The organism is Planomonospora sp. ID91781 (assembly GCF_015711595.1).
Classification (GTDB): Bacteria; Actinomycetota; Actinomycetes; order Streptosporangiales; family Streptosporangiaceae; genus Planomonospora; species Planomonospora parontospora.
The window spans coordinates 666,713-691,992 of sequence record NZ_JABTEY010000002.1; the positions used below are offsets into that span (position 1 = coordinate 666,713).

Annotated in this window: 16 protein-coding genes; 4 read left to right on the forward strand and 12 right to left on the reverse strand. The window is 75.2% G+C overall.

Annotated elements, in window-relative coordinates; genetic code table 11:
* From HS048_RS22290 to HS048_RS22320, 7 genes are all read right to left on the reverse strand, one after another.
* Window positions 1-5,769 carry a type I polyketide synthase gene (locus HS048_RS22290; RefSeq protein WP_196468538.1) on the reverse strand — a complete coding sequence of 1,923 codons (5,769 nt, stop codon included), beginning with the start codon at window positions 5,767-5,769 and terminating at the stop codon, window positions 1-3.
* Window positions 5,766-6,770 carry an enediyne biosynthesis protein gene (locus tag HS048_RS22295; protein WP_196468539.1) on the reverse strand — a complete coding sequence of 335 codons (1,005 nt, stop codon included), beginning with the start codon at window positions 6,768-6,770 and terminating at the stop codon, window positions 5,766-5,768. The genes HS048_RS22290 and HS048_RS22295 overlap by 4 nt, the downstream gene beginning before the upstream one ends.
* A gap of 2 nt (window positions 6,771-6,772) precedes the next feature.
* Window positions 6,773-8,725 (reverse strand): CRTAC1 family protein, encoded by a 1,953-nt coding sequence (locus HS048_RS22300; RefSeq protein ID WP_196468540.1) that lies wholly within the window; start codon window positions 8,723-8,725, stop codon window positions 6,773-6,775.
* 3 nt (window positions 8,726-8,728) lie between these two features.
* Entirely contained in the window at window positions 8,729-9,733 is a 1,005-nt protein-coding gene (locus HS048_RS22305) for a DUF1702 family protein (protein ID WP_196468541.1), read from the reverse strand.
* 175 nt (window positions 9,734-9,908) lie between these two features.
* On the reverse strand, window positions 9,909-10,901 hold the full coding sequence (locus HS048_RS22310) for a DUF1702 family protein (protein WP_068897265.1): 993 nt from the start codon (window positions 10,899-10,901) through the stop codon (window positions 9,909-9,911).
* Between the two features lie 213 nt (window positions 10,902-11,114).
* Entirely contained in the window at window positions 11,115-11,633 is a 519-nt protein-coding gene (locus HS048_RS22315; RefSeq protein ID WP_196468542.1) for a hypothetical protein, read from the reverse strand.
* Complete coding sequence (locus HS048_RS22320; RefSeq protein ID WP_068897266.1) at window positions 11,603-12,169, reverse strand: hypothetical protein; 567 nt, start codon at window positions 12,167-12,169, stop codon at window positions 11,603-11,605. Before HS048_RS22320 ends, HS048_RS22315 begins: the two co-directional genes overlap by 31 nt.
* 453 nt (window positions 12,170-12,622) lie before the next feature.
* Between HS048_RS22320 and HS048_RS22325 the strand changes: the two genes are divergently transcribed.
* Window positions 12,623-14,164, forward strand: coding sequence for an acyl-CoA carboxylase subunit beta (locus HS048_RS22325; protein ID WP_068897461.1), 1,542 nt, complete (start codon window positions 12,623-12,625; stop codon window positions 14,162-14,164).
* Window positions 14,165-14,282: 118 nt separating this feature from the next.
* Window positions 14,283-15,278, forward strand: coding sequence for a hypothetical protein (locus HS048_RS22330; RefSeq protein WP_196468543.1), 996 nt, complete (start codon window positions 14,283-14,285; stop codon window positions 15,276-15,278).
* A 77-nt stretch (window positions 15,279-15,355) separates the two neighbouring features.
* Here the strand turns inward: HS048_RS22330 and HS048_RS22335 are convergent, their stop codons facing one another.
* A complete protein-coding gene (locus HS048_RS22335) occupies window positions 15,356-16,711 on the reverse strand; it encodes an extracellular solute-binding protein (RefSeq protein WP_196468544.1) in 1,356 nt (451 codons plus the stop codon).
* Between the two features lie 259 nt (window positions 16,712-16,970).
* Here HS048_RS22335 and HS048_RS22340 point away from each other — a divergent pair, with 259 nt between their 5' ends.
* Window positions 16,971-18,377: an NAD(P)/FAD-dependent oxidoreductase gene (locus HS048_RS22340; RefSeq protein WP_196468545.1), complete on the forward strand. Its 1,407-nt coding sequence runs from the start codon at window positions 16,971-16,973 to the stop codon at window positions 18,375-18,377.
* A gap of 310 nt (window positions 18,378-18,687) precedes the next feature.
* Here HS048_RS22340 and HS048_RS22345 read toward each other — a convergent pair whose 3' ends face one another.
* On the reverse strand, window positions 18,688-19,566 hold the full coding sequence (locus HS048_RS22345) for a winged helix-turn-helix transcriptional regulator (protein ID WP_230881832.1): 879 nt from the start codon (window positions 19,564-19,566) through the stop codon (window positions 18,688-18,690).
* 729 nt (window positions 19,567-20,295) lie between these two features.
* Between HS048_RS22345 and HS048_RS22350 the strand changes: the two genes are divergently transcribed.
* Complete coding sequence (locus HS048_RS22350; RefSeq protein ID WP_196468546.1) at window positions 20,296-21,447, forward strand: helix-turn-helix transcriptional regulator; 1,152 nt, start codon at window positions 20,296-20,298, stop codon at window positions 21,445-21,447.
* Window positions 21,448-21,463: 16 nt separating this feature from the next.
* On the opposite strand, the gene HS048_RS22355 is transcribed toward HS048_RS22350, so the two are convergent.
* From HS048_RS22355 to HS048_RS22365, 3 genes are all read right to left on the reverse strand, one after another.
* Entirely contained in the window at window positions 21,464-22,339 is an 876-nt protein-coding gene (locus HS048_RS22355) for an alpha/beta fold hydrolase (RefSeq protein WP_196468547.1), read from the reverse strand.
* A gap of 23 nt (window positions 22,340-22,362) precedes the next feature.
* A complete protein-coding gene (locus tag HS048_RS22360; protein WP_196468548.1) occupies window positions 22,363-23,127 on the reverse strand; it encodes a 4'-phosphopantetheinyl transferase superfamily protein in 765 nt (254 codons plus the stop codon).
* Between the two features lie 306 nt (window positions 23,128-23,433).
* On the reverse strand, window positions 23,434-25,167 hold the full coding sequence (locus HS048_RS22365) for a Calx-beta domain-containing protein (protein WP_196468549.1): 1,734 nt from the start codon (window positions 25,165-25,167) through the stop codon (window positions 23,434-23,436).
* Window positions 25,168-25,280 lie beyond the last annotated feature (113 nt).

Here is a 25,280-nt window from a genome sequence, read left to right on the forward strand (position 1 = left end):
CTACACCCCTCCTCCGGTGAGAACCGCGAACGCGACCGGCCCCGGCCGGTCCCGCAGCGTCGTGACGAGCGTCGCCACCGAGAGGGAGCCGCAGGTGAGGACCACCCACGCGCCGCGCCGGTCCGGGGCCGCGGCGAGCGGGGCCTCCGGGGAGACGCCGGCGTCCCGCAGGCAGCGCAGGGCCGCCAGCAGCCGGGCGCCGGTGGAGTCGGCCGACTCCCCCGTCTCGCCGGCCAGCCGTTCCAGCGCCGCCGCGTGCGGTCCGAGCAGCCCGGACCACTCCCGTTCCGGCCGCTCGGCCACCGGCTCCACGCGGCAGGCGACCCGGCCGGCCGCGACGGCCGCCAGGGCGACCCCCGCCCCGCAGGAGACCGCGGCCGACGCGCCGCCGCCGGGGGCGAACCCGCCGTCCGGCCCGCGCGGCACGTCGCGGCCGAGTGCGCGCCGTACGGCCAGCGCCGCCGCGGCGTCCGGGTCCTCCTGCCCGCAGGGCTCGACGGCGACGGCCACCCGGGCGCCGAGCAGGCCCTCGACCGTCCGCTCCAGGTAGGGGCCCAGGAGCGGTGCGGGCCAGGGGCCCCGGCCGTCCTGCTTGCGTACGGCCTGCAGGCGCAGTCCCTCCCAGCGCTCGACGACCCGGCCGCCGGGGGTGCGCACCGCGATGTCGTAGACGTAGGTGTCACCCTCGTGCCACCGCTCGGTGGCGCAGTAGCGCACCGTCCCGGCCCCGGCCAGCGCGGCGCCGCCGGGGTGGAGCCGCTCGATCCCGGTCGGCAGGAGCGTCGCGTCCGGCACGCAGACCTGGTTGCCGTGCATGAACACGTCGCGGGCTCCCGGATCGCCGAGGAGCAGCCCCGCGGGGAGGAAGCCGGCGAACCAGTCCGTGCCGTCCGCCGCCGCGACGTCGGCGTCGACGTGCCGCGCGGCGGCCCGGTGGTAGCGCTCCAGGCGCTGGAACCGCCGCCCCTGGAACAGCAGGCCCCCGTACAGGTCGGCCGCCGGGTCCAGCGGCACGTCCGGCAGGTCGTCGCCGGCCTGCTCGGGCGGGCCCTCCGGCACGGCGGCGTCGCCGAAGCGCAGCCGGGCCCGGAAGTGGTCGGCGGCGAACACGGTCTCCGCGCTGCGGACGGCCGCCTGGACGGTGTCGTCGCCGGTGACGACCACCGCGACGCGGATCGCGGTGGTCGCGTCCGGCGAGACGACGATGGGCCGCAGGAACTCGGCGTCCTCGATCACCGGGAGCGTGTCGCGGCCGGTCACCGCCGCCGCCGCCTGCGCCATGGCCTCCATGCCGAACACCGCGGGGAACAGCAGGTTCCCGTCGAGGCCGTGGTCGGCGAGGTACAGGTCGGTGCCGGGGTTGAGCTCCACCTCGGTGACCAGCTCGACGCCGGGGTAGTGGACCAGCGGCCGCTCGGTGAAGCGCAGCAGGGGCAGTTCCCGGCCGTCGTGGCCGATCGTGTCGATCGTCCCGGTGCGGCCGCTGACCACCACCGTGGCGGGCGCCCCGGGGTCCTCCAGGAGGCGGCGCATGATCTCCACCCCCTGCTCGGGGGAGATCGGCGTGATGCCCTCGCGGACCAGCGGTTCGATCACCGACAGCCGCTCGCCCATCCCGACGTCCGACCAGACCGACCACTCCATGCACAGCGTGCGGCAGTGCGGGTACCGCCGGCCCCACTCCTCGGTGAGCTCGGCCAGCCACTCGTTGGCGGTCGCGTAGTGCGCCTCGCCGCGCAGCCCGGCCCGGCCGATGATGCTGCCGAACGTGACGAGCAGCCGCAGGGCCTGCGGGTCGACCGCGTCCAGCACGGCCCGCAGGCCGCCGACCTTGGGGGCGAAGGTGCGCCGGAACGCCTCCATGTCGAGGTTGACGAGCGCGCCGGGCTCGTTGCGGCCGGAGCCGTGCACGACGGCGGTGACCGGCCCCAGCTCCCGGACCGCCTCGGCGACCGCCGCGCGCACCTGGGCGGCGTCGGTCACGTCGGCCCGCAGGTACCGCACGGTCACGCCGGCGTCGGCCATCCGGCGCAGGTTGGCGGCCAGCTCCTCGTCCCGGGCGGGGTCCGAACGGCCCAGCACGGCCAGCTTCGCGCCGTAGGCGGAGGCCGCGGCCAGCGCGCACTCGGCGGTGATGCCCTTGCCGCCCCCGGTCACCAGCAGCACGTCCGTGCCGTCGAGCGGCGGCCGCGGGCCGGCCGGCCGTACCGGCAGGACGCGCAGCCGCGGCACCCGCCGCACGCCGTCGGCGCCGTAGTGCACCTCGGCGTAGGACGAGGTCGCCGCCACCTCCTCGACCACCCGCTGCACGGCCGTCCGCGCGGGCGGGTCCGATTCCGGCAGGTGCACGATGGTCACCCGCAGGTGGGGCGCCTCCTGGCGGAGCGTCTTGGCCAGGCCCGCCGCTCCCCTGCCCTGCTGGACCAGGACGAACCGGCTGCCCGGCTCCCCGCCGAGCGCCGCCTTCGCCCCCTGGAGCGCCGCGTGCAGCTCGTGCTCGGCGCAGTCGCGGGGCAGGCAGACGAGGGTCCCGTCGCCGGTGCCCGCCTCCTCCAGGGCGCGGCGCAGCTCCTCGGCGAACGGGTGGCCGGCGTCCGCGTGCACCCGCCACCTGCCCCGCTCCCGGTGCCCGGTGCGCGGCGGCGGCGCGGCCTCGGCGAGCTCCACGGCGAAGGCCCGGGCCCACGGCGCGGCCCCCTCCACCTGCCGCACCGGGCCGTCCCCGGCGCCCTGGCCGTTCCCGGCCAGCTCGCCGACGGCCTCGGCCAGCTCCCCTACGGTGGCGGTGGCGTAGTTGCCGGGCATCGTGCCGGCGGCCCCGCCGAGCCGCTGGACGACCTCCTCCACGATCTTCCCCACGGTGATGGAGCTCAGGTGCAGGTCGTCCAGGAGCCGGCTGTCGTCGCGGACCATCTCCAGCGGCAGCTCGGCCCGTTCGGCCGCCAGGCGGCGCAGCAGCTCGAGCGGCGAGAGCCCCTCGTCGTCGCGCGGGTGCTCCGTCGCGGCCTCGGGTGCCGCCGAGGCCGCCGGGGCGGCGGCGCCGAGGGTCACCTGCGGCGCCTGCTCGCACGGGCCGGCGAAGAACGTCAGCTCGGCGCCGACCTCCAGCGGCCGGTTCGGCCGGCCGTGGAAGAGGGCCCCGTGGTCGAGGGGGACGCCGGTGACGTAGGCGGCCGCGGCCACCCTGAGCAGCCCGCGGGCCGACTCGTCGTCGGTGTCCAGCGCCACCGCGGGCACGTCGGTGACCGAGGACGCCAGTCCGGCGAGCACCCGCCCCGGGCCCACCTCGACGAACAGGTCGACGTCCTTGGCGGCGATCTCCACCGCCTGGACGAACCGGACCGGTTCGGTGATCTGCCGCCGCAGCAGCGCCGCGACGTCGGTGTCGGCCGGCAGCTCCCGCTCGGTCACGGTCGAGACGACCCGCCGCCCGACCGGGCCGAAGGCCTCACCGGCCAGGGCGGCGCCCAGGGCGTCGGCCGCGGGCGCCACCAGCGGTGAGTGGAAGGCGTGCGAGACCGCCAGCCGGGTCCACCGCAGGCCCGCGTTGCCGGCCCGGCGGCCGACGGCCTCGACCGCGTCGGCCGGTCCCGCCACCACCGTCTGGGCGGGGCCGTTGTACCCGGCGATCACGACGGGCAGGTCCGCGGTCAGCGCCGTCACCGTGTCCGGTGCCGCGGCGATGCCGGCCATCGCCCCCGGGGCGCTGTGCTCGGTCATCAGGCGGCCGCGCAGGCCCGCCACGCGCAGCAGCGCGTCCTCGTCCATCGCCCCGGCCCAGTGCAGGGCGGAGATCTCCCCGAGGCTGTGCCCGACGGCGACGGCGGCGTCGACGCCGAGCAGCGACAGGGCCCGCAGCCCGGCCAGCGAGCCGGTGACGATCCGGGGCTGGGCGACCGCGGTCGCCACCGTGTCGCCGCCGGAGGGCAGGGCCGCCTTGGCGTAGACCTCCTCGACCTCGGTGAAGCGCCGCCGCAGCATCCCGCCGCCGGTGCCGCGGCCCGAGCCCTGGCCCGGGAAGAGGTAGCCGACCCGGCCCGTGCCGGCGGCCTTGCCGAGGAACGCCCGGCCGTCCGGCTCGAACAGGGCGGTCTCGCCCGCGTCGAGCGCCGCCAGCACCTCGCCCAGCCGGGCCTCGGCGTCCTCCGGGGAGGAGACGACCACGGCCGCCCGGTGGGGCAGGTCGCGCAGGTCCCGCTGGAGGGCGGCGGCCAGGTCGGCCAGTTCCGCGTAGGACAGCCGCGGCACGAACCCGGCCAGCCGTGCGAGCCGGTCGCGCAGCTCCGCCGGGGAGGCCGCGTCGACCAGCAGCAGCTCGGCGTCCTGCACCGACGAGGCCAGCTCCCTGGTCCGGGCGGACATGGCGCCGCGGCGCCGCGGGCCGGCCTTCTCCACGACGACGTGGGTGTTGATGCCGCCGAAGCCCATCGCGGTGACGCCCGCCCGCACCGGGGCGCCCTCCGGCCACGGCTCGGCCTTGCGCAGCACGCGCAGCGCCGCCGGCTCCTCCGCCAGCAGGGCGTGGGGCTCGACGCAGCCGACGGCGGGGGGCAGCACCTCCTCGTGCACGGCCATCACCGCCTTGATCAGGCCCGCCACCCCGGCCGCGGCCTTGGTGTGCCCGATCATCCCCTTGATCGAGCCGATCACCGGCCGCCGGTCCGGGCCGCCGGACCGGCTGTCCCGCACCGCCTCCGACAGGGCCGTGAGCTCGTTGGCGTCGCCGACCGGGGTGCCGGTGCCGTGGCCCTCGAACAGCTCCACGGTGCCGATGCCGAAGCCGGCCCTGTCGTAGGCCCGCCGCAGCGCGCGCCGGTACCCCTCGGCCTCGGGCCGGGTGATGCCGCCGCTGCCGTCGGAGGAGATGCCCCAGCCGGCGATGGAGGCGTAGACCCGGCGGTCGGCGGCGTCCGCCTCGCGCATCAGCACGAGCATCCCGCAGCCCTCGCCCGGCCAGAAGCCGTTGGAGCCGCGGTCGTAGACCCGCATCTCCCCTCTGGCCAGCGCGCCGGTCTTGGCGAACCCGATGATCTCGAAGGGGTCGATGGACAGGTCGACCCCTCCGGCGACCGCGACGTCCAGCTCCCCGTCGGCCAGCATCCGGCACGCGGTCGACACCGACAGCAGCGACGACGAGCACGCCCCGTCGACGGTGAACCCGCCGCCGCCCAGGTCGAAGTGGTTGCAGATGCGCCCGGCGATGGTGTTGGACAGGCCGCCCGCGAGGGTGTCCTCGTCCACCGGCGGGAACGGCCGCTTGTAGGCCTCCTCGACGTCCGCGAGGAAGGCCGCCGTGCGCTCGTCCTCCCAGCCGGCCTCCCGCAGCGCGGCGCCGACGACGCGCCGCACGTACGGCCAGCGCAGCCGCATCAGGTTGGCGCGGGTGAACTCCCCGGTGAGGGTGTTGCCCACGACCACGCCGGTCCGCTCCCGGGGCAGGCCCTCGCCGGCGGTGAACCCGGCGTCCGCGAGGGCCTGCGCCGCCATGTCCAGCGCCAGCCAGTGCGTCAGGTCGGTCGAGCGGTACGTGCTCCCCGGGATCTTGTAGGCGACCCGGTCGAACTCGTAGCCCTCGATGACCGCCGCGTGGCGGGCGTAGAACCGGTCGGGCGCGGACGGGTCGGCGTCCCAGTAGTCGTCGAGCCGCATGCGCTCGTCGGGCAGCCGGCGGAAGGCGCGCCGGCCCGCCAGCGCGTTCTCCCAGAGCTGCCGGGGCGATGTGGCGTCCGGGTACCGGCACGCCATTCCAACGACCGCGATCCGCGTCATGCCGACACGACCTCCCGGTGACCGTTCACCGAGCCCCGGCCGCCCGCGGCGTCCGCCGTGACGGGCAGGTCGCGGACCAGGCCGGGCGCCTGCGCCGGGTGCTGCTCGCGGGCCCGCTCGACGAAGTGCAGCGCCCACAGGAACACGCCCCGGATCAGGCAGGTCGTCGCGGTGGCGAAGAACAGGCCGTAGGCGATGCCCGCCCCGGTGAAGCAGCCGTACAGCACCGCGACGCCGGCGCCGAAGGCGACCTGGGACAGCGGCTTGGACGGCGTCGTCCCCGGATCGGTGATCATGTAGTTGGTGAACAGGATGAAGGCGACGCCGGTCATGGTGGCCAGCGTCCCGGTGATCGAGTTGTCGAGGACGACGCCGCGCACGACCGCCTGCAGCACGAAGCCGCCCAGCCAGGCGGCGATCAGCCACATCCGGCCGGTCAGCTTGGCGTTGAGCAGGGTGCCGGTGACGATGATGATCGCGGGGACCAGCCAGTCGACCGGGTTCCCGACGTTCTCGGTGAAGTGGTACGGCGGGGCGATGCTGACCCAGGGGAACAGCAGCAGCAGCACCGTGATGCCGAAGTTCGACGGGTTCATGTAGTGCCGGAGGCGGCCCTTGACCGGGGCGCGCAGCACCCACTTGGCGCCGACCGCCACGACCACGCCGAACATCATCGTGAGGATCTCGTCGTTGACGTAGATCAGCATGTTCATGGCGAGGGAGGTGATGTGGGCCGGGTAGAGGAACTCCATCAGGCCCTTCAGCCCGCCGCCCCGGTAGCGCGGCGCCCGCCCCTCGCCGCGCGCGCCGATGTACTCCAGCCCGATCTCCACGGCGTAGCCGGTGGCCAGGGCGACGAAGGGCCAGGTCCAGGGCTGCTCGAAGCCCAGGAGCGTGTAGCCGAAGACGTTGAAGATCGTGATCGAGATCGCGAACCTGCGCAGCGCGGTCGTGACCTTCGGATCGTGCCGCGGCGGCGCGGCGGGACTTGTCCGGGTCATGTTCACCTCTCCCTTGCCTGCTCGCCGAGCCGCAGGGAGTGCCACCCGGGGCTCAGCCGGAGAACCTGCTCGCGCACCTGTCCGCTCCGGTCGCGCCAGCGCAGGTGCACCTGGACCGGCCCGGTGACGTTCTCGCCCAGGCCGATGTGGACGTCGTGGCTGCGCTTTCCGGAGTGCCCGCTGCCGCCGTCGACCCGGCCGAGGAGTTCGCGGCCGTCCGGCATGGTCACGGTCACCTGCGCGCCGACCACCGGGGAGCCCGGTGCCTGCTCCGGCCCGTCGTGAGTCAGCCGGAGGCCGAGGAAGGCCCCGGGCGACGGGCTCTGGTTGTGGTAGAAGACGGGGGCGTCCCACTGCCGCGCGACGGCGAGGTCGAGCCGGCCGTCGCCGTCGGCGTCGCCCACCGCGATGCCGCGGGTGGGCACCGGGACGGCGAGGCCGAGCCCCTCGGACAGGTTGGCGTACCGGCCGTCCCCGCCCTTGGCGAAGAAGGCCAGCCGCTGGCCGCCTGCGATGTCGTCGCCCTCCCGGACGTTCGGCCACGAGCGCGGGTTCTCCACCACCACGTCGTTGGCCGCCGCCAGCTCCTGCAGCTGCGGCCAGCGGTTGACCTCGCCCTTCACGAACCCGGTCGTCTGGGCGATCTCCAGCTCGCGGTCGTTGTCGAAGTCGGCCAGCTTGACGTCCCAGGCCCAGCCGGACCACGCGGTCCCGGCCTCGGTGCTGCGGTCCTCCCACGGCGCCTCGCCGCGGGCCAGCGCCCGGCGCAGCGCGTCGCGGTCCCCGGCCGTGGACAGGAAGTGGAAGTTGCTCTCCTGGATGCCGAACGGCGTGGTGATGTTGCTGACGAACATGTCGTACACGCCGTCGCCGTCGAGGTCGCCGAAGTCGACGCCCATGCCCTTGAAGGAGTCGGCGCCGACCCGCTTGGACTTGGGCACCGTGCCGTCGCGCGGGGCGCGCACCGGGGCGAAGGCCACCTTGCCCGCGGTGGAGCGGTTGTGCAGCAGCGCGTCGGGCCCGTGGTCCTGGGCGATGTACAGCTCGGGGAGCATGTCGCCGTCGAGGTCCCCCGCGGTGGAGGCCAGCACCCAGCCCCCGGAGACGTCCCGCGGCAGGACGTCGCCGAGCACCTGGTAGACGGGCGCGCCGCCGGGACCGGCGGCCGACCGGCGCAGGATGTAGTCCTCGCCGCCGTTGGAGGCGTTGGACAGCGACCGGTTCATCACCCCGCCGTCCTTGGTCTCGTCCAGGACCGGGCCGTGCGGGAAGTAGTTGCCGACGTAGATGTCCTCGTGCCCGTCGCCGTCGAAGTCCGCGATCGCGACGGCGTTGGAGTTCCACTGCGGCCCGGAGTACCGGCCGGCGGTGGAGTTCGCGCCGGGCACGGCCTCGACCGGCCGGTAGGAGCCCTTGCCGAGCGGGCCCCGCGCGTCCCGCGCCGCCTCGGCCAGGTGGATGACCGGGGTGCGGCCCCAGTAGTAGACGAGCAGGTCGGTCCGGCCGTCCTCGTTGAAGTCGCCGGGGGCGCAGCCCATGGGGGCGATGACGTCGTTCATCGGCAGCGGGGCGGCGTCCAGCGCGAAGGGCGCGTACCGCTCGGCCCCGCGCCCCGGGGCGGGCGTCACCACGACCTGGTCGATGCGCGGGTCGGTGACGCACAGGTCGTTGGAGAGGCCGTCGCCGTCGAGGTCGTTCATGGCGATCCCCGCGCCCACCGAGGAGATCCACGCGTTGATGTCCTTGTAGGCCTTGTTGACCTTGCGGATCGTCTTCTGCGGGAAGCCGCCGGGCATGGAGACGGACATGGGCGTGAACCCGTACCTGCCCGTCATGGCCGCGGTCTCGGCCGCGGACGGCTCGGGCTGGCGGGCCAGGACGAACATGGTCGCCGCGAGCACGACTGCGACGACGCTGGCCGCGTGCCTGCGGAGCAGGCCGGTTGTCGCGGTCACGTGTTAGCACCTCCCTGCGGACAGGAACCGGTCGGCGACGCGCTGCCGCCAGAGTTCGTAGGCGGGCGGCTCCCCGGGCGAGGAGGGCCCGTCGGGCCGGACGTCGCGGCTCACCTGCGCGGCCCGCTCCGGCGTCATGCCGCAGAAGACCTCGGTCGCGACCCGGGTGTGCGGTACGACGAGGCCGGCGCGGACGCGGGCCTCCGCCGCGAACGCGCAGGCCTGCGCGACCTGGGGGCGGTGGGTCCCGGCCCGGCGCAGGAACTCGGCGAGTTCCTCCTCACCGGCGCCGCCGGCGTAGGTGGCGGCCAGCCCGGCGCCGCTGTACAGGTCGGCGCGGCGGGATTCCGGGAACCCGTCGATCATCGTGGCGACGAGGCCGGCGTCGGCGCCGCCGACGAACCACATGGCCCGCCCGATGCCCTGGTCGATGGCGCGGAGCGCGTACCACTCGGGGCCGCCGGCCGGCCACGGGAAGCGGGCGGGCCGGTACTGCTCGTGCACGTACCGGCGGGTGCGGAAGTAGGCCTGGTGGAAGCCGTAGCCGTCCAGCACGAGCCACTGCAGCAGGGGGTCGAACGGGCCGAGCCGGGACCAGCGCAACCGGGGCAGCCGGGCCATCGCCCAGCCGGCCCCGACGTAGGCCATGTAGACGTGGTCGCGGCCCCGGCCCTCCAGGAACCGGGCGAAGCGGCCCCCGCGTCCGGGCGACAGGCCGTCGAGGACGGCCAGGCCCATCGCGGCGCCCTCGTAGGCGAAACCCCGGAAACGGGTGGGGACCTCCTCCAGTTCCTTCTCCGCCTCGGCCGGTGTGCGGGCCTCGACCGCGTATCCGTAACCGGCCAGGAAAGTGCGGCCGATCGTCTCCAGCAATTCCTGGGCGTCGGCGTTCTTCCGGTGGAATCCCCGGACTTCTGGTGATGCGGCGGAGGCGTTCGGGGTGATTATCCTTCGCCTCAGCGCGCGCCATGAACCGGCCAATGTGCTCCCCGACCTTTCATGTCGCATTGAGCAATCCCACGGCGAATCTATGCGTTTGTAGGGATATTCCGTCTACTTCGGATGTGCTGAGCGGAGAAGCCACATAAAGGGCGCATGATTGCGGAGCCGGCGAACGGCGCCCGCGCCGGCTTACTCCTCCCGCCGCACCGCGGACCGCGTCCCGCGGCTCGCCCCGTCCGCCTCACCGCGGGACGCGGTCCGCCTCCTGGAAGCGGGCGCGCACGCGCCGCCGCCACAGCTCGTAGGGAGGCTCCCCGCCCGCCTCGCCCGGCCCGACGGCGCCCGCGTCGGCGAGCGCCACGGCCGACTCGACCGAGAGGTCCGCCAGCACCGCCGCGGCCGCCTCGGTGTGCGCGGGCACGAGACCCGCGTGGTGGCGGGCCTTGACCGCGAACACCGCGCCCTGGGCCAGCTCCGCCCGGTACTCGCCGGCCGCGTGGCGCAGCGCCGCCAGCCCCTCGGCGTCGCAGCCGCCGGCGAAGGCCGCCGCCAGCCCGGCGCCGCTCCACAGGTCGGCCCGGCGGTGGGAGGCGAACCGGGCCACCGCCGACGCGACCGCCTCGGGCCGCGCCCCGTGCACGAACCAGAGCGCGCGGCCGATCCCCTGGTCGACCGCGCGGAGGAAGTAGTCCGGCGCCCCCGCCCACGGGTACGGCTCGGGCACCCGCTGCTCGCCGATCCAGCGCCGCGTGTCGAAGTACGCCCGGTCGAACCCGTAGCCGTCGACCGCCAGCCAGGTCATCGTCGGGTGGTACGGCGAGTCGCCCAGATCGGGGACCACCTTCCGCCACAGCGGCCTGGGGAGCCGGGCCATGGCGAAGCCGATCCCGATGTACGCCAGGAAGATGTGCGGCCCGCCCGCCCCGAGCAGCAGGTCCCGGGTGCGGGTCCCGCGCCCGGGACCCGCGGCGTCGAGGACGGTGAAGGCCATCGTCACCCCCTCGTAGGCGAAGCCGCGCAGCTCCGGGGCGACGAGGTCCACCCGGCGCTCGACCTCCCACCGCCCCCGGGCCTCGATGCCCCACTCGAACCCGCAGACGACGCTCTGCGGGATCGCCTCGAGCCGCCGGACGGCCTCCGAGGGGGTGACGGGGAAACCGCGTCTTTCGAACGTCACGTCGCTGAGCGACGGTGCCAGCAGCAGCCTGCGCAGGGATCCGAGAGCGGTCGGCATCATGCCTCCTTCACGACCGGACGGCCCGCCACCGGGCGGATCGCCGGTGGCGACCCACCGATCGTCGGGCGCCGTCCCGCCGGCGCGCATCTCGGAAACTGCGCAGGCCACGCCCGGCGCGACGGCGCCACGGACACGCCGGGCACGGCCGGGCGCATCCGGCGCGGCGGTACCGCGGGAACACCGGCCACGCCCGGCGCGGCGGTACCGAGGTCACGCCCGGCGCGCCGGTGCCGCGGGAACACCGGGCACGTCCGGCGCATCCGGCGCGGCCGGGCGGCGGGCACGCCGGATCCGCAGGAACGGGTGGCCGACCAGTCCCAGCCCGGCCGCCAGCAGCAGCGCGGTGAAGACCCACTCGCGTGAGCCGCCGGGACCGTACACCCGGTGCGGCCGCCCGACGTCGACGGCCGCGGTCTCCTGCCCGGGGCGCAGCGACTCCCGGTCGCTGCCGTACAGCGCGACCCCCTGCCGCCGGACCGCGCCGTCACCGGAGCGGAACTCCCCCGTCCACGTGCACGACTCGTGCCCGGGGTGCCGCACGCAGGTGAGCTCCCGGGCGGTGAACAGGCCCGGCACCCCGTCGGCCCGCGCGGCCCGCAGGCTCGGGCCGACGCCGGGCACCGCCAGGCAGAGCAGGAACACCCCGGCCAGCGCCGCGAGCACGCCGAACGCCGAGGGGCGCCCGCGGGCGCCGGCGCTCACCACCCGGCCTGCGGCGCGCAGGCGCACCGCATCAGGGAGCGCTCGGCGGGGCGGGGCCGGCGATGCATGATCATCGCGACCACCATGGGCGCGAAGACCACCGCGTTGTAGAACAGGTGGAGCTCCATGCGGGGGAAGGCGAGCTGGAGGATGCTCACCGGGACGGGGCGGCCCAGCAGGTGGTTGCCGGTCAGCGCCTGCAGGAGCAGGAGCAGGTGCTCGAAGTGGTGCCAGACCTGGATGCCGAGCGCCACGTTCCACCACGTCCGGGCCCTGCCGGTGAAGCCCTGCCGCAGCAGGAGGAAGCCCGCCAGCATCACCAGCGCGTAGCCGTAGTGCATCCACTCGGAGGTGACCAGCCAGGGGAACGGCATGCCGAGCACCCCGCGGGCCTCGGCGAGCGGCCAGCCCAGCACGTAGACCTGGGCCGCCTGGGCGAGGTGCTCGGCCCAGTGGGCCACGACCACGACCAGGAACAGGCCGAGCGCCGTCCGGTGGTGGTCGGTGTTGAGGCCCGCTGCCCAGCTCGCGGGGCGGCCCGCGGAAACCGGATGGGATGTCATGCGTCAACCTCCGTCCGTGTCGCGCCGGGCGGTCCGGCCGATCCGCCGCCGCGGCGCAGCTGCCGATCTCCCGCCGGATTGTGGATCGCCCCGCGGGACGCCGACAACTTCCCGCGTGCCGAGCCGGGGCCGCGCGCGGCGCGTGAGCATGCCCGGAGATGCCGGACCCGCGGAGTGCGGCCGATTCTGGGAGACCTGCCGGCAACCGAGGAAGGAGTGTCCCCGATGACCGTTTCCGAGGTCGATCGCGCGCCCGCCGCACGGCCGGGCGGTTCCGGCCGCGCACCCGCCGCGCGGCCGCCCGGGACGCCGGCCGGCGGGCACCGCTCCGGGCGGGTGACCGGCGACGGCGGAGCCGTACCCGCGGCCGCGCCACCCGCCTCGGCCGCGCCGCCTCCGGCCGCGCCGTCCTCCCCCCGCACGCCGTCGTCCCCGGCCGCGCCCGCGCGCTCGATGGCACTGCTCCGCCTGCGCCACCGGGAGCTGCGCGACGGCATCGTCGCCGGCCGGAGCGAGGCCGTCGCGCGGCAGCACCGGCTCGGCAAGCGGACCGCGCGCGAGCGGCTCGACCTGCTGCTGGACGAGGACTCCTTCACCGAGATCGAGATGTACCGCCGCCACCGGGGGCAGGACCTGACCGCACGGGACGAGCGGCCGTACACCGACGGGGTCGTGGCGGGGTCCGGCACGGTGGACGGCCGCCGGGTGTTCGTCTACGCCCAGGACTTCACGATCTTCGGGGGCTCGCTCGGCGAGTCGCACGCCGCGAAGATCCACAAGGTGATGGACCTGGCGCTGGCCACCGGGTCGCCGCTCATCGCGCTCAACGACAGCGGCGGCGCCCGCATCCAGGAGGGCGTCACGGCCCTCGACGGCTACGGGGGCATCTTCCGCCGCAACGTCGCGGCCTCCGGCGTGATCCCCCAGATCAGCGTGGTGCTGGGCCCGTGCGCGGGCGGCGCCGCCTACTCGCCGGCGCTGACCGACTTCACCTTCATGGTCCACGGCACCGCGCAGATGTACCTCACCGGGCCGGACGTCGTCGCCGCGGTCAGCGGCCAGCGCGTCACCCACGCCGAGCTCGGTGGCGCCGAGGTGCACGGCAGCCGCTCGGGGGTGGCCACGTTCGTCCACGACGACGAGGAGAGCTGCTTCGCCGACCTGCGGTACCTGCTGTCCCTGCTGCCCGGCAACAACCTCGAGCCCCCGCCCGACGGGCCGCCCCGCGGCGCCGCCGGGGACCTGCGGCCCCGCCTGGCGGAGATCGTCCCGGTGGAGCCGAACAGGCCGTACGACATGGGGGAGGTCGTCGCCGAGCTCGTGGACGACGGCGAGTTCCTGGAGATCGGCGAGGGCTGGGCGCGGAACGTCGTGTGCGCCCTGGCCCGGATCGACGGCCGGGTGGTCGGCCTGGTCGGCAACCAGCCCATGGTGCTCGCCGGCGCGCTCGACGCCGCCGCCGCACAGAAAGCCGCCCGCTTCGTCCGGTTCTGCGATGCCTTCGGCATCCCGCTGGTCACCCTCGTCGACGTACCCGGCTTCCTGCCCGGCACCGACCAGGAGCACTCCGGGATCATCCGCCACGGCGCCAAGCTGCTGTACGCCTACTGCGAGGCCACCGTGCCGCGCATCCAGGTCATCGTGCGCAAAGCGTACGGCGGCGCCTACATCGTGATGGACTCGCGCTCGATCGGCACCGACGTCTCCCTCGCCTGGCCGACCAACGAGATAGCGGTCATGGGCGCCGAGGGCGCGGTGAACGTCGTCCACCGCAGGGAGCTGGCCGCCGCCGAGGACCCCGCGGCGCTGCGCGCCAGGCTGGTGCGCGAGTACACCGAGCGGCTCGTCCACCCGCACTACGCCGCCGAGCGGGGGCTGGTCGACGACGTCATCGACCCCGTGGAGACCCGTGCCGCGGTCGCCCGGTGGCTGGCCGCCCTGGCCGACAAGCGCGCGGCCCAGCCGCAGCGCAAGCACGGCAACATCCCCCTCTGACCCCGCCGGGCCCGGCGCGGCGCCCCGCCCCGCGAGCCCGGCCGGCTTCCCCTCCCCCGCGCGGGCGGGCCGCGCGGCCCGTCCCACCCCCACCGACCTCCTCGAAGGGAGCGCGAACATGACCGTGTCCACCCCGCCCCCGTCCACCCCTCCGGGCGCGACCGAGCCCGCGGCCGCCGCCCGCGTCCGTCCCTCCGGGGAGTCCGCCGGGGAGCCCGCCGTCCGCCGCCCGTGGCGGGTCGTCCTGCTCAGCGCGCTGGCGGGGTTCCTGCTCACCGTCGTCTGGTCGGCCGAGTTCGTCGACCGCACGATCGGCGGGACCGTCGCCGACGCCGTCCTCGGCCGCGACGCCGACACCGCCCCGATCACGGGCCTGCTGTCCGGGATCGCCTTCTCGTTCGTCACCGGCCTGGCCGGCACGTTCACCGCCTGCAACATCGCCGCGCTGGGAGCGGTCGCGCCGCTGCTGGGCGCCGAGCGCCCGCTGAGGGCCCGGCTGCTCGGGACGCTGCGCCCGCTGGGCTGGCTGGCGGCCGGCATGCTGACCGTCTCGGGGATCTACGGGGTGGTGGCCGCGCTGGCCGGCACCGGCATGCCGCAGTTCTCCACCGCCCCCTCGGGCCCGGGGCTGTCCCCGCGGACGGTCCAGGCGATGGTGGTCTTCGGCGTGATCGGACTGATCCTGCTCTACCAGGGGCTCGCCGCGCTGGGCATCGTCCGCGACCCGCTGGAGCGGATCTCGCGCCGGTTCCCGCACGCCCGCATGGTCGTCATGGGCGCGCTGATCGGGGCGTTCCTCGTCGGCCGGCCGTTCGGGCTGTTCCGGCACCTGTTCCGCGACACCGCCGAGAGCCACGACCCGCTCTACGGCGCGCTGGCCTTCATGCTCCAGTCGGCCGGCAACGTCGTGGTCGTGGCGGTGCTCTTCCTCGTCCTGGCGCTCGGCACGGGCGGTCGCGTGCACCGCTGGCTCACCGCCCGGCCCGGCCGGGCCGCGGTGGTCACCGGGGCGGCGTTCATCGTCGCGGGCGTCTTCACCGTCCTCTACTGGGACGTGCGGATCCTCGCCCGGCGGGAGATCATCCCGTGGTACCCGACGGCGCCCTGGGCGTGACGGACGGGAGCGTGCCGGACGGCTCCGCCCGGCCCTCCGCGAGGGCCGGGCGGAGCCGTGCGGCGTTCCCGCCGGCGTCAGTCGACGGCCAGGCTCCGCGGCGTGCGGGGGGCGGGCCCGGCGCAGTCCGCGTTGTAGTCGTCGAGCGCCCGCTGCGCCTCGCCGGTGGCGCGGGCGAAGCGGGCGGCCGGGTCCGCGCCGTGGCCGAGCACGTCCTCCATGGCCCGCGTCAGAGCGCCGTGGATCGCGGCGATGCCGCCGACCAGCGGGCCCAGCGCCGCCGGTGAGCAGTCCGACGCCCGCAGCTGCTCGACCGCCACGCGCTGGTGCGGGTGCTCGCCGAACCAGCCCTCCCGCTCCAGCAGCTCGGCCGAGGCGCCGGTGACCGGGACGAAGCCGGTGGCCCGGTGCCAGGCGGCGGCGCAGCCGGGGCCGGCGAGGTACTGCATGAACGCCAGCGCGCCGTCCCGCCGGGCCTCGTCGAGGCCGTCGGCCAGCCACAGGGAGTCGCCCGAGACCGCGCTGCCGGCGTACGGGACGTCCCCGTTGTACGGCATGCGGCCCACCGCCACCTCGAACCCGGCCGCCGCGCCGGCCCGGACGATCTCCTCGGCGGACTTGGAGGAGTCGAGGAGGAACGCGACCCGCCCGCCGGCGAACGCCTCGAAGGCGCCCATCCAGTCCCCGGCGGTCCCCGTGTGCAGGTAGTGCCCCCGGGCGTGCATCCCGCGCCACCACTCCACCCAGGCCAGCATCTCCTTGGAGGCGAGGTCGACGGTCTCCGCCCGGCCGGACCGGCCGTTGTCGTTGTCGGCGAGCAGGCCGCCCTGCGCCGCGAGCGCCTGCTGGAACAGCCAGCCGTGGTTGGCCCACGCGGCGGCCGGGCCGCCGCGCAGCCGGGCGACCGCCGCGCACGCGTCCTCGACCTCCGCCCAGGTCCGCGGGATCGCGGTCACTCCGGCCTCGGCCAGCAGCGTGCGGTTGGCGTAGAGCAGGAACGTCGTGGCGCTCACCGGCATGGAGAGCAGCTCGCCGCCCAGCGAGTGGTGGGCGCGGACGGCGGGGACGAGGTCACCGGTCACGACCGGCTCGCCCAGGATCTCCGTACGCCCGCCGACGGCCCGGCCCACGGGGGTGAACAGCGGCCGGCCGTCCGCGCCGAGCGTGTCCAGTGCCAGCCGGCCCGCGCTCGCGTAGTAGCCGGCGACGTCCGGCGGGGTGCCGCGCCCGGCCGCCCTGGCGACCTCCCGGGCCATCTCCGGGAACGGCACCGCGCGGATGTCGATGCGGTACTCCGGGTGCGCCCTGCCGAACTCCTCCGCCCTCCTGCGCACGGGCGCCAGGAAGTCCTCCCCGTCGTAGGTGGGGAACGGGTAGTCGGCGAGCCATACATCGATCACGATCTTGTCCGCCAATGCGCGGGACTCGGGCATGGGTCCTCCACTCGACCGGCCTCATTCGGGTACGGGCCCGATCCGTCCGTCGTGCCGGGCCCTGCCGGTCCAGGCCACACCGGCGCGCGCCGCCGTTCAACTTCCGCGTTGCCGTACCGCCCGGACGCCGGCACGTCAGGAGATGCGGCCCGCCCGGGCCCGGTGTGACGATGCCTTCGCCGGGGTCTCGCCGCCCCCTGCCCACGCCGGCGTCCAACTCTGTGTGCCCACAATCCCTGCGTCATCGGAGGCGACAGCGATGAGTGATCATGTCGGGAACCGCGCGGTGGTGCTCGGTGGAGGAATGGCGGGGCTGCTGGCCGCGCGCGTGCTCTCCGAGGCGTACGCCGACGTGCTCGTGGTGGACCGCGACACCCTGTCCGGGGTGGCGGGCCCGCGCCGCGGCGTCCCCCAGGGGCGCCACGCCCACGCGCTGCTCGCGCGCGGCCAGCAGATCCTGGAGGAGCTCTTCCCCGGGCTCGGCGACGAGTTCGCGGCGGCCGGGGTGCCCGCCGGCGACCTCGCGGGCGACCTGCGCTGGTACTTCAACGGCCGGCGGCTGCGGCCGGCGCGGAGCGGCCTGGTGAGCGTCTCGGCCACCCGGCCCGTCCTGGAGGCCCGCGTCCGCGCCCGGGTGGCCGCCCTGCCCAACGTCGGCTTCCTGGAGCGGCACGCCGTGCTCTCCCTGCGCAGCACCCCCGGCGGGAAGCGGATCACCGGCGTGCGCGTGGCGGCCGCCGAGGACGGCGCCGGTCCCGGCAGGACGCTGGAGGCCGACCTGGTGGTGGACGCCACCGGGAGGGGCTCGCGGACCCCGGCCTGGCTGGAGGAGCTCGGCCACGGCCGCCCCGAGGAGGAGCGGATCAAGGTCGGCCTGGCCTACACGACCCGCCACTACCGGCTGTCGTCCGACCCCTACGGCGGCGACCTGTCCATCAACCCCGTCGCCTCGCCGGCGAACCCCCGCGGCGCGTTCTTCCCCAAGCTCCACGACGGCAGCTCCATGCTCTCCCTCACCGGTCTCCTGGGCGACCACCCGCCGACCGACCCCGAGGGCTTCCTGGCCTTCGTCCGGTCGCTGTCGGCGCCCGAGATCTACGAGGCGGTCCGGGACGCCGAGCCGCTCGACGACCCGGTGACCTTCCGCTTCCCGGCGAGCGTGCGCCGCCGCTACGAGCGGCTGCGGAGCTTCCCCGAGGGCCTGCTGGTGATGGGCGACGGGGTGTGCAGCTTCAACCCGGTGTACGGCCAGGGCATGACCGTGGCGGCGCTCGAGGCCGTGGTCCTGCGCGAGCACCTGCGCCGCGGCGTGCCGCGGCCGCGGCGGTTCTTCCGCGACATCGCCCCCGTCATCGACGTGCCCTGGGAGATCTCCGCGGGCGGGGACCTGGCCTTCCCCGGTGTGGAGGGACGGCGGAGCCTCAAGACCCGGCTGGGCAACGTCTACATGAGCCGCCTGCACGCCGCCGCGGCCCGCGACGCCGGGGTCACGGAGGCGTTCTTCCGGGTGGCCGGCCTGGTCGACCCCCCGCAGGCGCTGTTCCGGCCCGGACTGGCCCTGCGGGTGCTGCGCAACTCCGGGGACCGCCCGGCGCGGACCGGCCGCGCCGGCGACGGCGGCCGGATGCCGGGCGGGGTGGCCTCCTCGGGCGGCGCCGCCGGGTGACCCGCGCCGGACGGGAGACGCACGGCACCGGCCGCGGTGCGCACGGGCGCACCCGCCCGCCCGGGGGTCCGGGTGGGCGGGTGCGCCGTCCATGCTTCGAACCGTCCGTGCTCCGTGGCGTCCGTGCCCCATGCCGTCCATGCTTCGAACCGTCCGTGCCCCGGGCCGTCGCGTACCGTCCGTGCTCCGCTGCCGCGGCGCGAGAAGGCCCTCGCGGGCGTGGGCGGGTTCCCGCGGACGTGGAAGGCGGCGTGGAGAACGACGACGGGCACCGCCGGAAGGTCTCCGGCGGTGCCCGGGGGCGTGCGGGTCAGGACCCGACGAGGGAGGGCTCAGGACGGAAGGTGAAGATCTCCACGAAGCGGGTCATCAATGCGGGATCTCCGACGATCCGGAGGCTTCCGCTCTCGATCGCCTCAGCCGGATCGAGCTCACCGGCCATCAGCGCCCGGAGCACCGGACCGGGCTCGATGACGAGGTCGGCGCCGGGGAGGGCGCCCTCGCCGACGCTGAGGACGCCGTCCTCGACGCGCGCGTGCAGCACCATCCCGCCGAGGCGCAGCTCGTACCCGGCCGTGAGGCCGCGGGCCGCCTCGGGGCGGAACGTCGTCCGCAGCGCCATGATCATCGAGTTCACCGTCACGACGTCCTCCGGCCGGGGCTCGCCGAGCGACCGGGCGCCCCACCGGCTGAGCTCGATGACGGCCCGCTCCAGCTGCCTGCCGTACTCGGTGAGCTCGTAGACCGCCGGCTGCGCGGCGCCTCCGTCCTCCGTCCCCGCGGGCAGGCGCCGGACGACCCCCGTGCGCTCGAGCTCCCGCAGCCGGACGTCCAGGGTGGCGGCCGGTATCCGCGGCAGGCCCCGGCGCAGCTCCGGCAGGCTCTTGGGGCCGGTGAACAGGTCGCGGACGATCAGCAGCACCCAGCGCTCGCCCACCATCTCCAGCGCGCGGGAGAGCCCGCAGAACTGCCCGTAGGAACCCCTGGTCACGGTCTGCAGCTCGGACAGGATGCTCTCCATGTCGACGATCGACTCGAGCGGCCCGATCTCCGCGAACAGCGCGTCCGCCTCGTCCGGGACGACGCCCGCCTCCTCCCGGGAGGGCCGCGCCGCGGTGAGCCGGAAGCGGTCCCCCGCTATCGTCACGCCTTCACGGTCGACGACCATCCTCCATCTGGCCTCGTTCATTCCCACCCTCCAACCTTCCGTCCTCGCACCGGTGCACGCGGCCGCATTTTCGATCCGGTGACGCGTGGAGCCGACCGGCCGGCGCCTTTCCCGGCGGGGCCGGAGCACCTTCCGGTCATTCTTGTCGTCTTCGTCACGAGATTGTCCGGAGAAGCTTCCGTGCGGTTTCCGGATTTCCGCTTCATCGTCATTGAGGCGCATTCCCGCGGGCATCTCCTGAGTTGCCGCGTCGACCCGCCCGAACACGCGTTTCTCCTGGATTGCCGGAACGGTTCACCGCATTGACGTCCGGCCGGGCAGGCGTGCTGTAATGGTTCAGCGGCATCCGGCGCAATCATCATCGTGACGGCGGAGAACTGATCCGCGAAATCAGGCGCCGCGATTCCCCGACGCCGATTCCCCGCCCGCCGCGGGGAATCGGCCGGGGGGACCGGTGGGAGCGCGGACGGCGCACCGGCCCGCCGGGTGCGCGCACGGCCGTCCCCGCCGCGAGGCGCCCGTCCGTGAAAGGAGGAACCTCCATGACCGAGCGTCTGCCCGATGGCTCCGCACCCGTCCGGAACGGCACCGCGCGCGACCGGGCGGCACGGCCGTGGAAGCGGCTCCCCCGGCGCCGCGTGCGACGCCCGGGCCTCGCGTGAACCGGCGACCGGGCTCCGGGACCGCGCCATGAGCCGCCTCACGCGTGAAGACCGCGACCGCACCGGATCCCCCCGGCACCGGCCGGCGGTGCGCGAGCATCGCCGCACCGGCCCTCGGACCGCCCCGGGCGAGCCGACGCCGGGCGGGCTCCGCGACCGGACCGCTCCGGGCGACACGGCGCCGGGCGGGCTCCGCGACCGGCCCGGCCCGTCCTCCCCCGCCCGGCCGGACGGGGGCAGGGCCGCCAGGTGGGCACCGGGCTTCTCGGCTCTCGGCATCACCCCCGAGGCGGAGGAGGTCTACCGCTACTTCCTGCGGCATCCCGGCGAGGACCTCGGCGCGGCCGCGCGGTCGCTCCCGCTGAGCCCGGAGGCGGTCGAGGCCGCCGTCGAGACCTTGCGCGGGCTCTCCCTGCTCGACGTGTCGGACCGGCGCCGGGTGGTCGCCACGGCCCCGCAGATCGGGATCGAGCGGCTGATAGAGGCGCGCCTCGACGAGCTCAACGCGGAGATCCGCCGCGTCCTGGCGACACGCGACTCCATCGCCTCGTTCTTCGAGGACCGCCGGCGGGGCGAGGCGTCGGCGTCCACGCTCATCGAACGGGTCGAGGGGCTGGAACGGGTCCGCCAGAAGCTGGACGACCTGTCCTTCTTCACCCACGAGGAGACGCTCTGCCTGCATCCGGGCGGACCGCTGTCGGACGCGGCCATCGAGACGGCGCGGACGCTGGACGCCCGGTCTCTGCGGCGCGGCGTGACGGTGAAGTCGATCTACCACCACGGGGCGCTCCGCCATCCGCCGATGGCCGCGTACGTGCGGGACGTCATCGACCTCGGCGGGCAGGTCCACGTCACGAAGGAACCCATGGACCGCATGGTGATCTTCGACCGGAGCGTGGCGGTCGTGCCCGTGGACCCCCGGGAGACCGCCCGGGGCGCGCTGCTCGTGCGCGAGCCGGGGCTGGTCTCCCAGCTGGCCACCTACTTCGACGGCCTCTGGCAGGCCAGCGAGGAGCCCCGCGGCCTCGCCGGACCGCACCGGGAGCCCCCCGCGCTCTCGGACCTGGAGCGGCGCGTGCTGTCCGCGCTCGCCACCGCCGACAAGGACGAGGTCGCGGCCCGCCGGCTGGACGTGTCCGTCCGCACCTACCGCCGCTACGTCGCCGACCTGATGGCCCGTCTCGGCGCGGCCAACCGGTTCCAGGCGGCGCTGCGGGCCAAGGAGCAGAACTGGATCTAGACCCGGGCCCCGCGCCTCAGCGCTCCTCCGCGGCGGGCCGGGCGGCGCGGCCGGACGCCACCGGATCACCCGGCGTCCCCGCCACCGCACCGGGTGCCTCGCCGGACGCCACCGGATCGCCCGGCGGCGCCCCCGCCGCCGCACCGGGCGTCTCGCCGGCCGCCTCCGCGGCGACCTCGGTGAGGACCGCGACCAGTTCGGCGGGCGCCGAGAGCATGGGCCAGTGCCCGGTGTCGAGGGTCCGGAAGGACCACGCGGGCGCGTCCCGCATGGCTTCGACGTCCGGTGGGAGCCGCTCGCCGAAGTGGTCCCGGGCGCACACCACGTAGGTGGCCCGCCGCGCGGAGAGGGGACTCCGCAGCGTCACGGGCTCGGACACCGTACGCCCGGGATGTCCGACGAGGCGCCCGGCCAGCCGGCGTGCGTCCTCCTCGGACAGGTCCTGCCCTTCGGCCACCTCGGAGACGTGGGGAGGCGGCCAGAGCCCCCCGCTCTCCGCGATGAGGCGCAGTTCCTCCGCCCTGACGCGCTCGGGGAAGGCGTGCAGCACCGACCGGCCGTCGTGGGGCAGGAACGCCTCCACGAACACGGTGTGGGCCACCAGCCCCGGCTCGCGGTCGGCGACCTGCCCGGCGACGACGCCGCCGTAGCAGTGGGCCACCAGGACGGCGTCGCGCAGCCCGCCGTCCTTGAGGACGCGCACCACGTCGTCGACGTGGTCCGCCGGGCCGGTGCCGGCGGGGTCGCCCTCCCCCGGAGCGAGCCCGGACAGGGTGACGGGGCGGACCCGGTGGCCGAGGCCGCGCAGCAGGCCGGTGACCCGATCCCAGATCCAGGCGCCCGCCCACAGGCCGGGAATCAGCACGAAGTCCCTCTTCACGGTGTCGATCACCTCCTGTCGGCGGACGGCGCCGGTCATCGGGCGCCCCGGCCCACCGGCGCCGGGCCGGCGGTCCGGTGGAGATCGGTCGCGTCGGACTCCGACACCGTGATCGCCCGGCCGCCCGGCAGAACCGCCAGCGCGCCGACGTACCCGTCGCCGGGGTCAAGCGTATGGAGTTCCACCTCCGCTGGCGAGACCTCGATCGGCCAGTCGACCAGGGCGGGCGGCTCCAGGGGGCCGCTGACGGTGACCCGGTCCGGGGGGATCCGCAGCCCGTGCCCGGTCGCCTTGAGCGCCGCCTCCTTGCGCACCCACAACCGCGCGAACCCCGCCCTGCGGCCGTACGGCGGAAGCACCCGCAGGGCGGCCCACTCCGCAGGCGAGGTGGCCGCCCGGGTGACCGGGGCCGAGGCGACCGGTTCCACGTCCACCCCGACCGGGGCGGAGGGGCAGACGGCGACGGCGACGCGGTCGCCGGCGTGGGAGACCGAGACGTGCAGCCGGTCCGCCGCCTCCTCCGCGTCGAGGATGCGGGGCCGGCCGTGCGGCCCGCCGCAGTCCGGGCAGCGGCGGTGGACGCGGACGGCGGCGGCGGCGACGCCGAGCTGGGCGCCCACCACGGTCCTCAGCAGCCAGCACGCCGTGACGAAGCGGCGCCGGTCCTCCTCGCGGTGCAGCCGCGCGGCCCGCTCCGCCTCGACGGCGCCGAGCACGGCGGCGAGTTCCCCTACCGGCTGCGGTCCGGTGTCGGCCCACCAGACATGACATTCGGAACGCCGCAGAACCGGAATGCTCAATTTCACCTCCCAGGCCGGTCGATCGGAGCGCGGAATCCGGGCGGCGGTCAGTCCCACGTGGTGCCGTCGCCGCCCGGCCCCGCCGGTGCGATGTCCCCGTTCTTCATTTCCAGCCCCGTTCTTGATCCGTGTGCCTGTTTCCCGCACAATCGATTCTGTGCATTACCCGGCACGCGATCCACAAAGCCCGCCGTCAGCAAGTTGCTAGGCATTGGCACGATCATGTCAGAGGGCGCGGCGCACCGGGCCGGACACCATGCGGGCGGGACGGCCGCCGCAGCCGGTTCGCACAGACCGTCCCGCGGCTCAGCGGGAGACTTTGACCGCTGCCCTGACCACGTCGCTCCGGGTTCCGTCGCCGCTCCAGGTCCCCCAGACGGTGGCGTATCGGGCCGAACCCGCCGGGACCGCGGCGGACAGCTGCAGCTGTACGCGGATCAGCCGGTAGGCGCCGCGCGCCAGGGCGACGCGCAGACCGGAGGCCGAGTGCATCCTGGCGGTGACGTCGGCGCTGCCGGAGAAGTAGCGGACCGCCGATCCGGCGGCCGCGCGACCGCCCTTGATCGTGATGACGGCGGTGTCGGTGCCGTCGTTGTAGACGCGGACGTAGAAGCTGCGCGGCTTGAGCGTCCGCCCGGTCCGGCGCATCGTCACCGCCTTGGTCTGCGCCGCCGCCGCTCCGGCGGTGTAGACGTTGTTCCCCACGTAACCGGAGCTCGCGGAGGCGCTGATCAGGGCGTCCGGGCGCTGGTCGCTGACGGCGATGGTCACGGTCATGGTCGCCGGTGACCTCAACTCGGTGCCGGGCCCGGGTGAGGAGAGCGTGACGGTGAGGGTCTCCGCGGTCTCCGGGACGGTGTCGTCGCGGATGGTCAGCGTGATGGCCTTGGTGGCCTGACCGGGAGCGAAGGTCAGCGTCCCGGGGGTGAGGACGAAGTCGGATCCGGAGGTGGCCCGTCCGCCGGTGTGGGCGTAGCGGACCTCCGCGGAGGACGTGACACCGGTACGGGCGACCGTCAGGGGAACGGCGCCGGCGTTCTCGGTGACCGTCCTCGCCGTCTGCTGGAAAGCGACCGCCGACCTGCTCAGCGCCAGGCTGTGGTGGCTCCCGGCGGCGATCTGGGCCACGTTGGCCAGCCCGGCGGGCACCCCGGTCTGGCCGAGGTCGTCGCGGCCCCAGGCGGTGACGGTGCCGTCGGACCTCAGCGCCAGGCTGTGGGCGTCTCCGGCGGCGATCTGGGTCACGCCGATCAGCCCCGCGGGCACCCCGGCCTGACCGAAGTCGTTTCCGCCCCAGGCGGTGACGGTGCCGTCGGACTTCAACGCCAGGCTGTGGTGGTAGCCGGCGGCGATCCGGGTCACGCCGATCAGCCCCGCGGGCACGTCGGTCTCGCCTTCCATGTTCATGCCCCAGGCGGTGACGGTGCCGTCGGACTTCAACGCCAGGCTGTGGTAGGGGGCGGCGGCGATCCGGGTCACGCCGGTCAGCCCGGCGGCCCCGTCGATCAGGTCCCGGGCGTCGTCGCCCCAGGCGGTGACGGTGCCGTCGGACCTCAGCGCCAGACTGTAGAAGGCGCCGGCGGCGACCTGGGTCACGCCGGTCAGCCCGGCGGGCACCTCGGCCTGGCCGAGGTCGTTTCCACCCCAGGCGGTGACGGTGCCGTCGGACCTCAGCGCCAGACTGTGGTGGTAACCGGCGGCGACCTGGGTCACACCGGTCAGCCCCTCGGGCACCCCGGCCTGGCCGTCACCGTTGTAACCCCACGCCGTCACGGTGCCGTCGGACCTCAGCGCCAGACTGTGGTAGTAACCGCCGGCGACCTGGGTCACACCGGTCAGCCCCTCGGGCACCCCGGCCTGGCCGTCACCGTTGTAACCCCACGCCGTGACGGCGCCGTCCACCGCGGCCTGCGCTCGGTCCGGAACGGCCAGGAAGGCCGCGACGGCCGTCAGGGCGGCCGTCAGCAGTGCCAGAACCGGTCCGGGAGCAGGTCCCCGCAGGGTTCCGGCAGGTACCGGAGCCGCCGGTGAAGCCCTCATCGACCGTCCTCCTCCTCCGCATCGCGGGCAGAAACGGCACCGGTCCTCAACACCGGTCGAAGGCCGGGGTCATCTCCTTCATTGCACAGAAGGCGCGCAATATAGGAAATATG

Bases quoted from the DNA above. Each gene is read 5' to 3' on its own strand.
- HS048_RS22295 (WP_196468539.1), bottom strand. From the start codon at position 6,770: ATGACCCGGACAAGTCCCGCCGCGCCGCCGCGGCACGATCCGAAGGTC.
- HS048_RS22305 (WP_196468541.1), bottom strand. From the start codon at position 9,733: ATGCGACATGAAAGGTCGGGGAGCACATTGGCCGGTTCATGGCGCGCG.
- HS048_RS22335 (WP_196468544.1), bottom strand. From the start codon at position 16,711: ATGCCCGAGTCCCGCGCATTGGCGGACAAGATCGTGATCGATGTATGG.
- HS048_RS22290 (WP_196468538.1), bottom strand. From the start codon at position 5,769: ATGACGCGGATCGCGGTCGTTGGAATGGCGTGCCGGTACCCGGACGCC.
- HS048_RS22345 (WP_230881832.1), bottom strand. From the start codon at position 19,566: ATGAACGAGGCCAGATGGAGGATGGTCGTCGACCGTGAAGGCGTGACG.
- HS048_RS22330 (WP_196468543.1), top strand. From the start codon at position 14,283: ATGACCGTGTCCACCCCGCCCCCGTCCACCCCTCCGGGCGCGACCGAG.
- HS048_RS22340 (WP_196468545.1), top strand. From the start codon at position 16,971: ATGAGTGATCATGTCGGGAACCGCGCGGTGGTGCTCGGTGGAGGAATG.
- HS048_RS22310 (WP_068897265.1), bottom strand. From the start codon at position 10,901: ATGCCGACCGCTCTCGGATCCCTGCGCAGGCTGCTGCTGGCACCGTCG.
- HS048_RS22365 (WP_196468549.1), bottom strand. From the start codon at position 25,167: ATGAGGGCTTCACCGGCGGCTCCGGTACCTGCCGGAACCCTGCGGGGA.
- HS048_RS22325 (WP_068897461.1), top strand. From the start codon at position 12,623: ATGGCACTGCTCCGCCTGCGCCACCGGGAGCTGCGCGACGGCATCGTC.
- HS048_RS22320 (WP_068897266.1), bottom strand. From the start codon at position 12,169: ATGACATCCCATCCGGTTTCCGCGGGCCGCCCCGCGAGCTGGGCAGCG.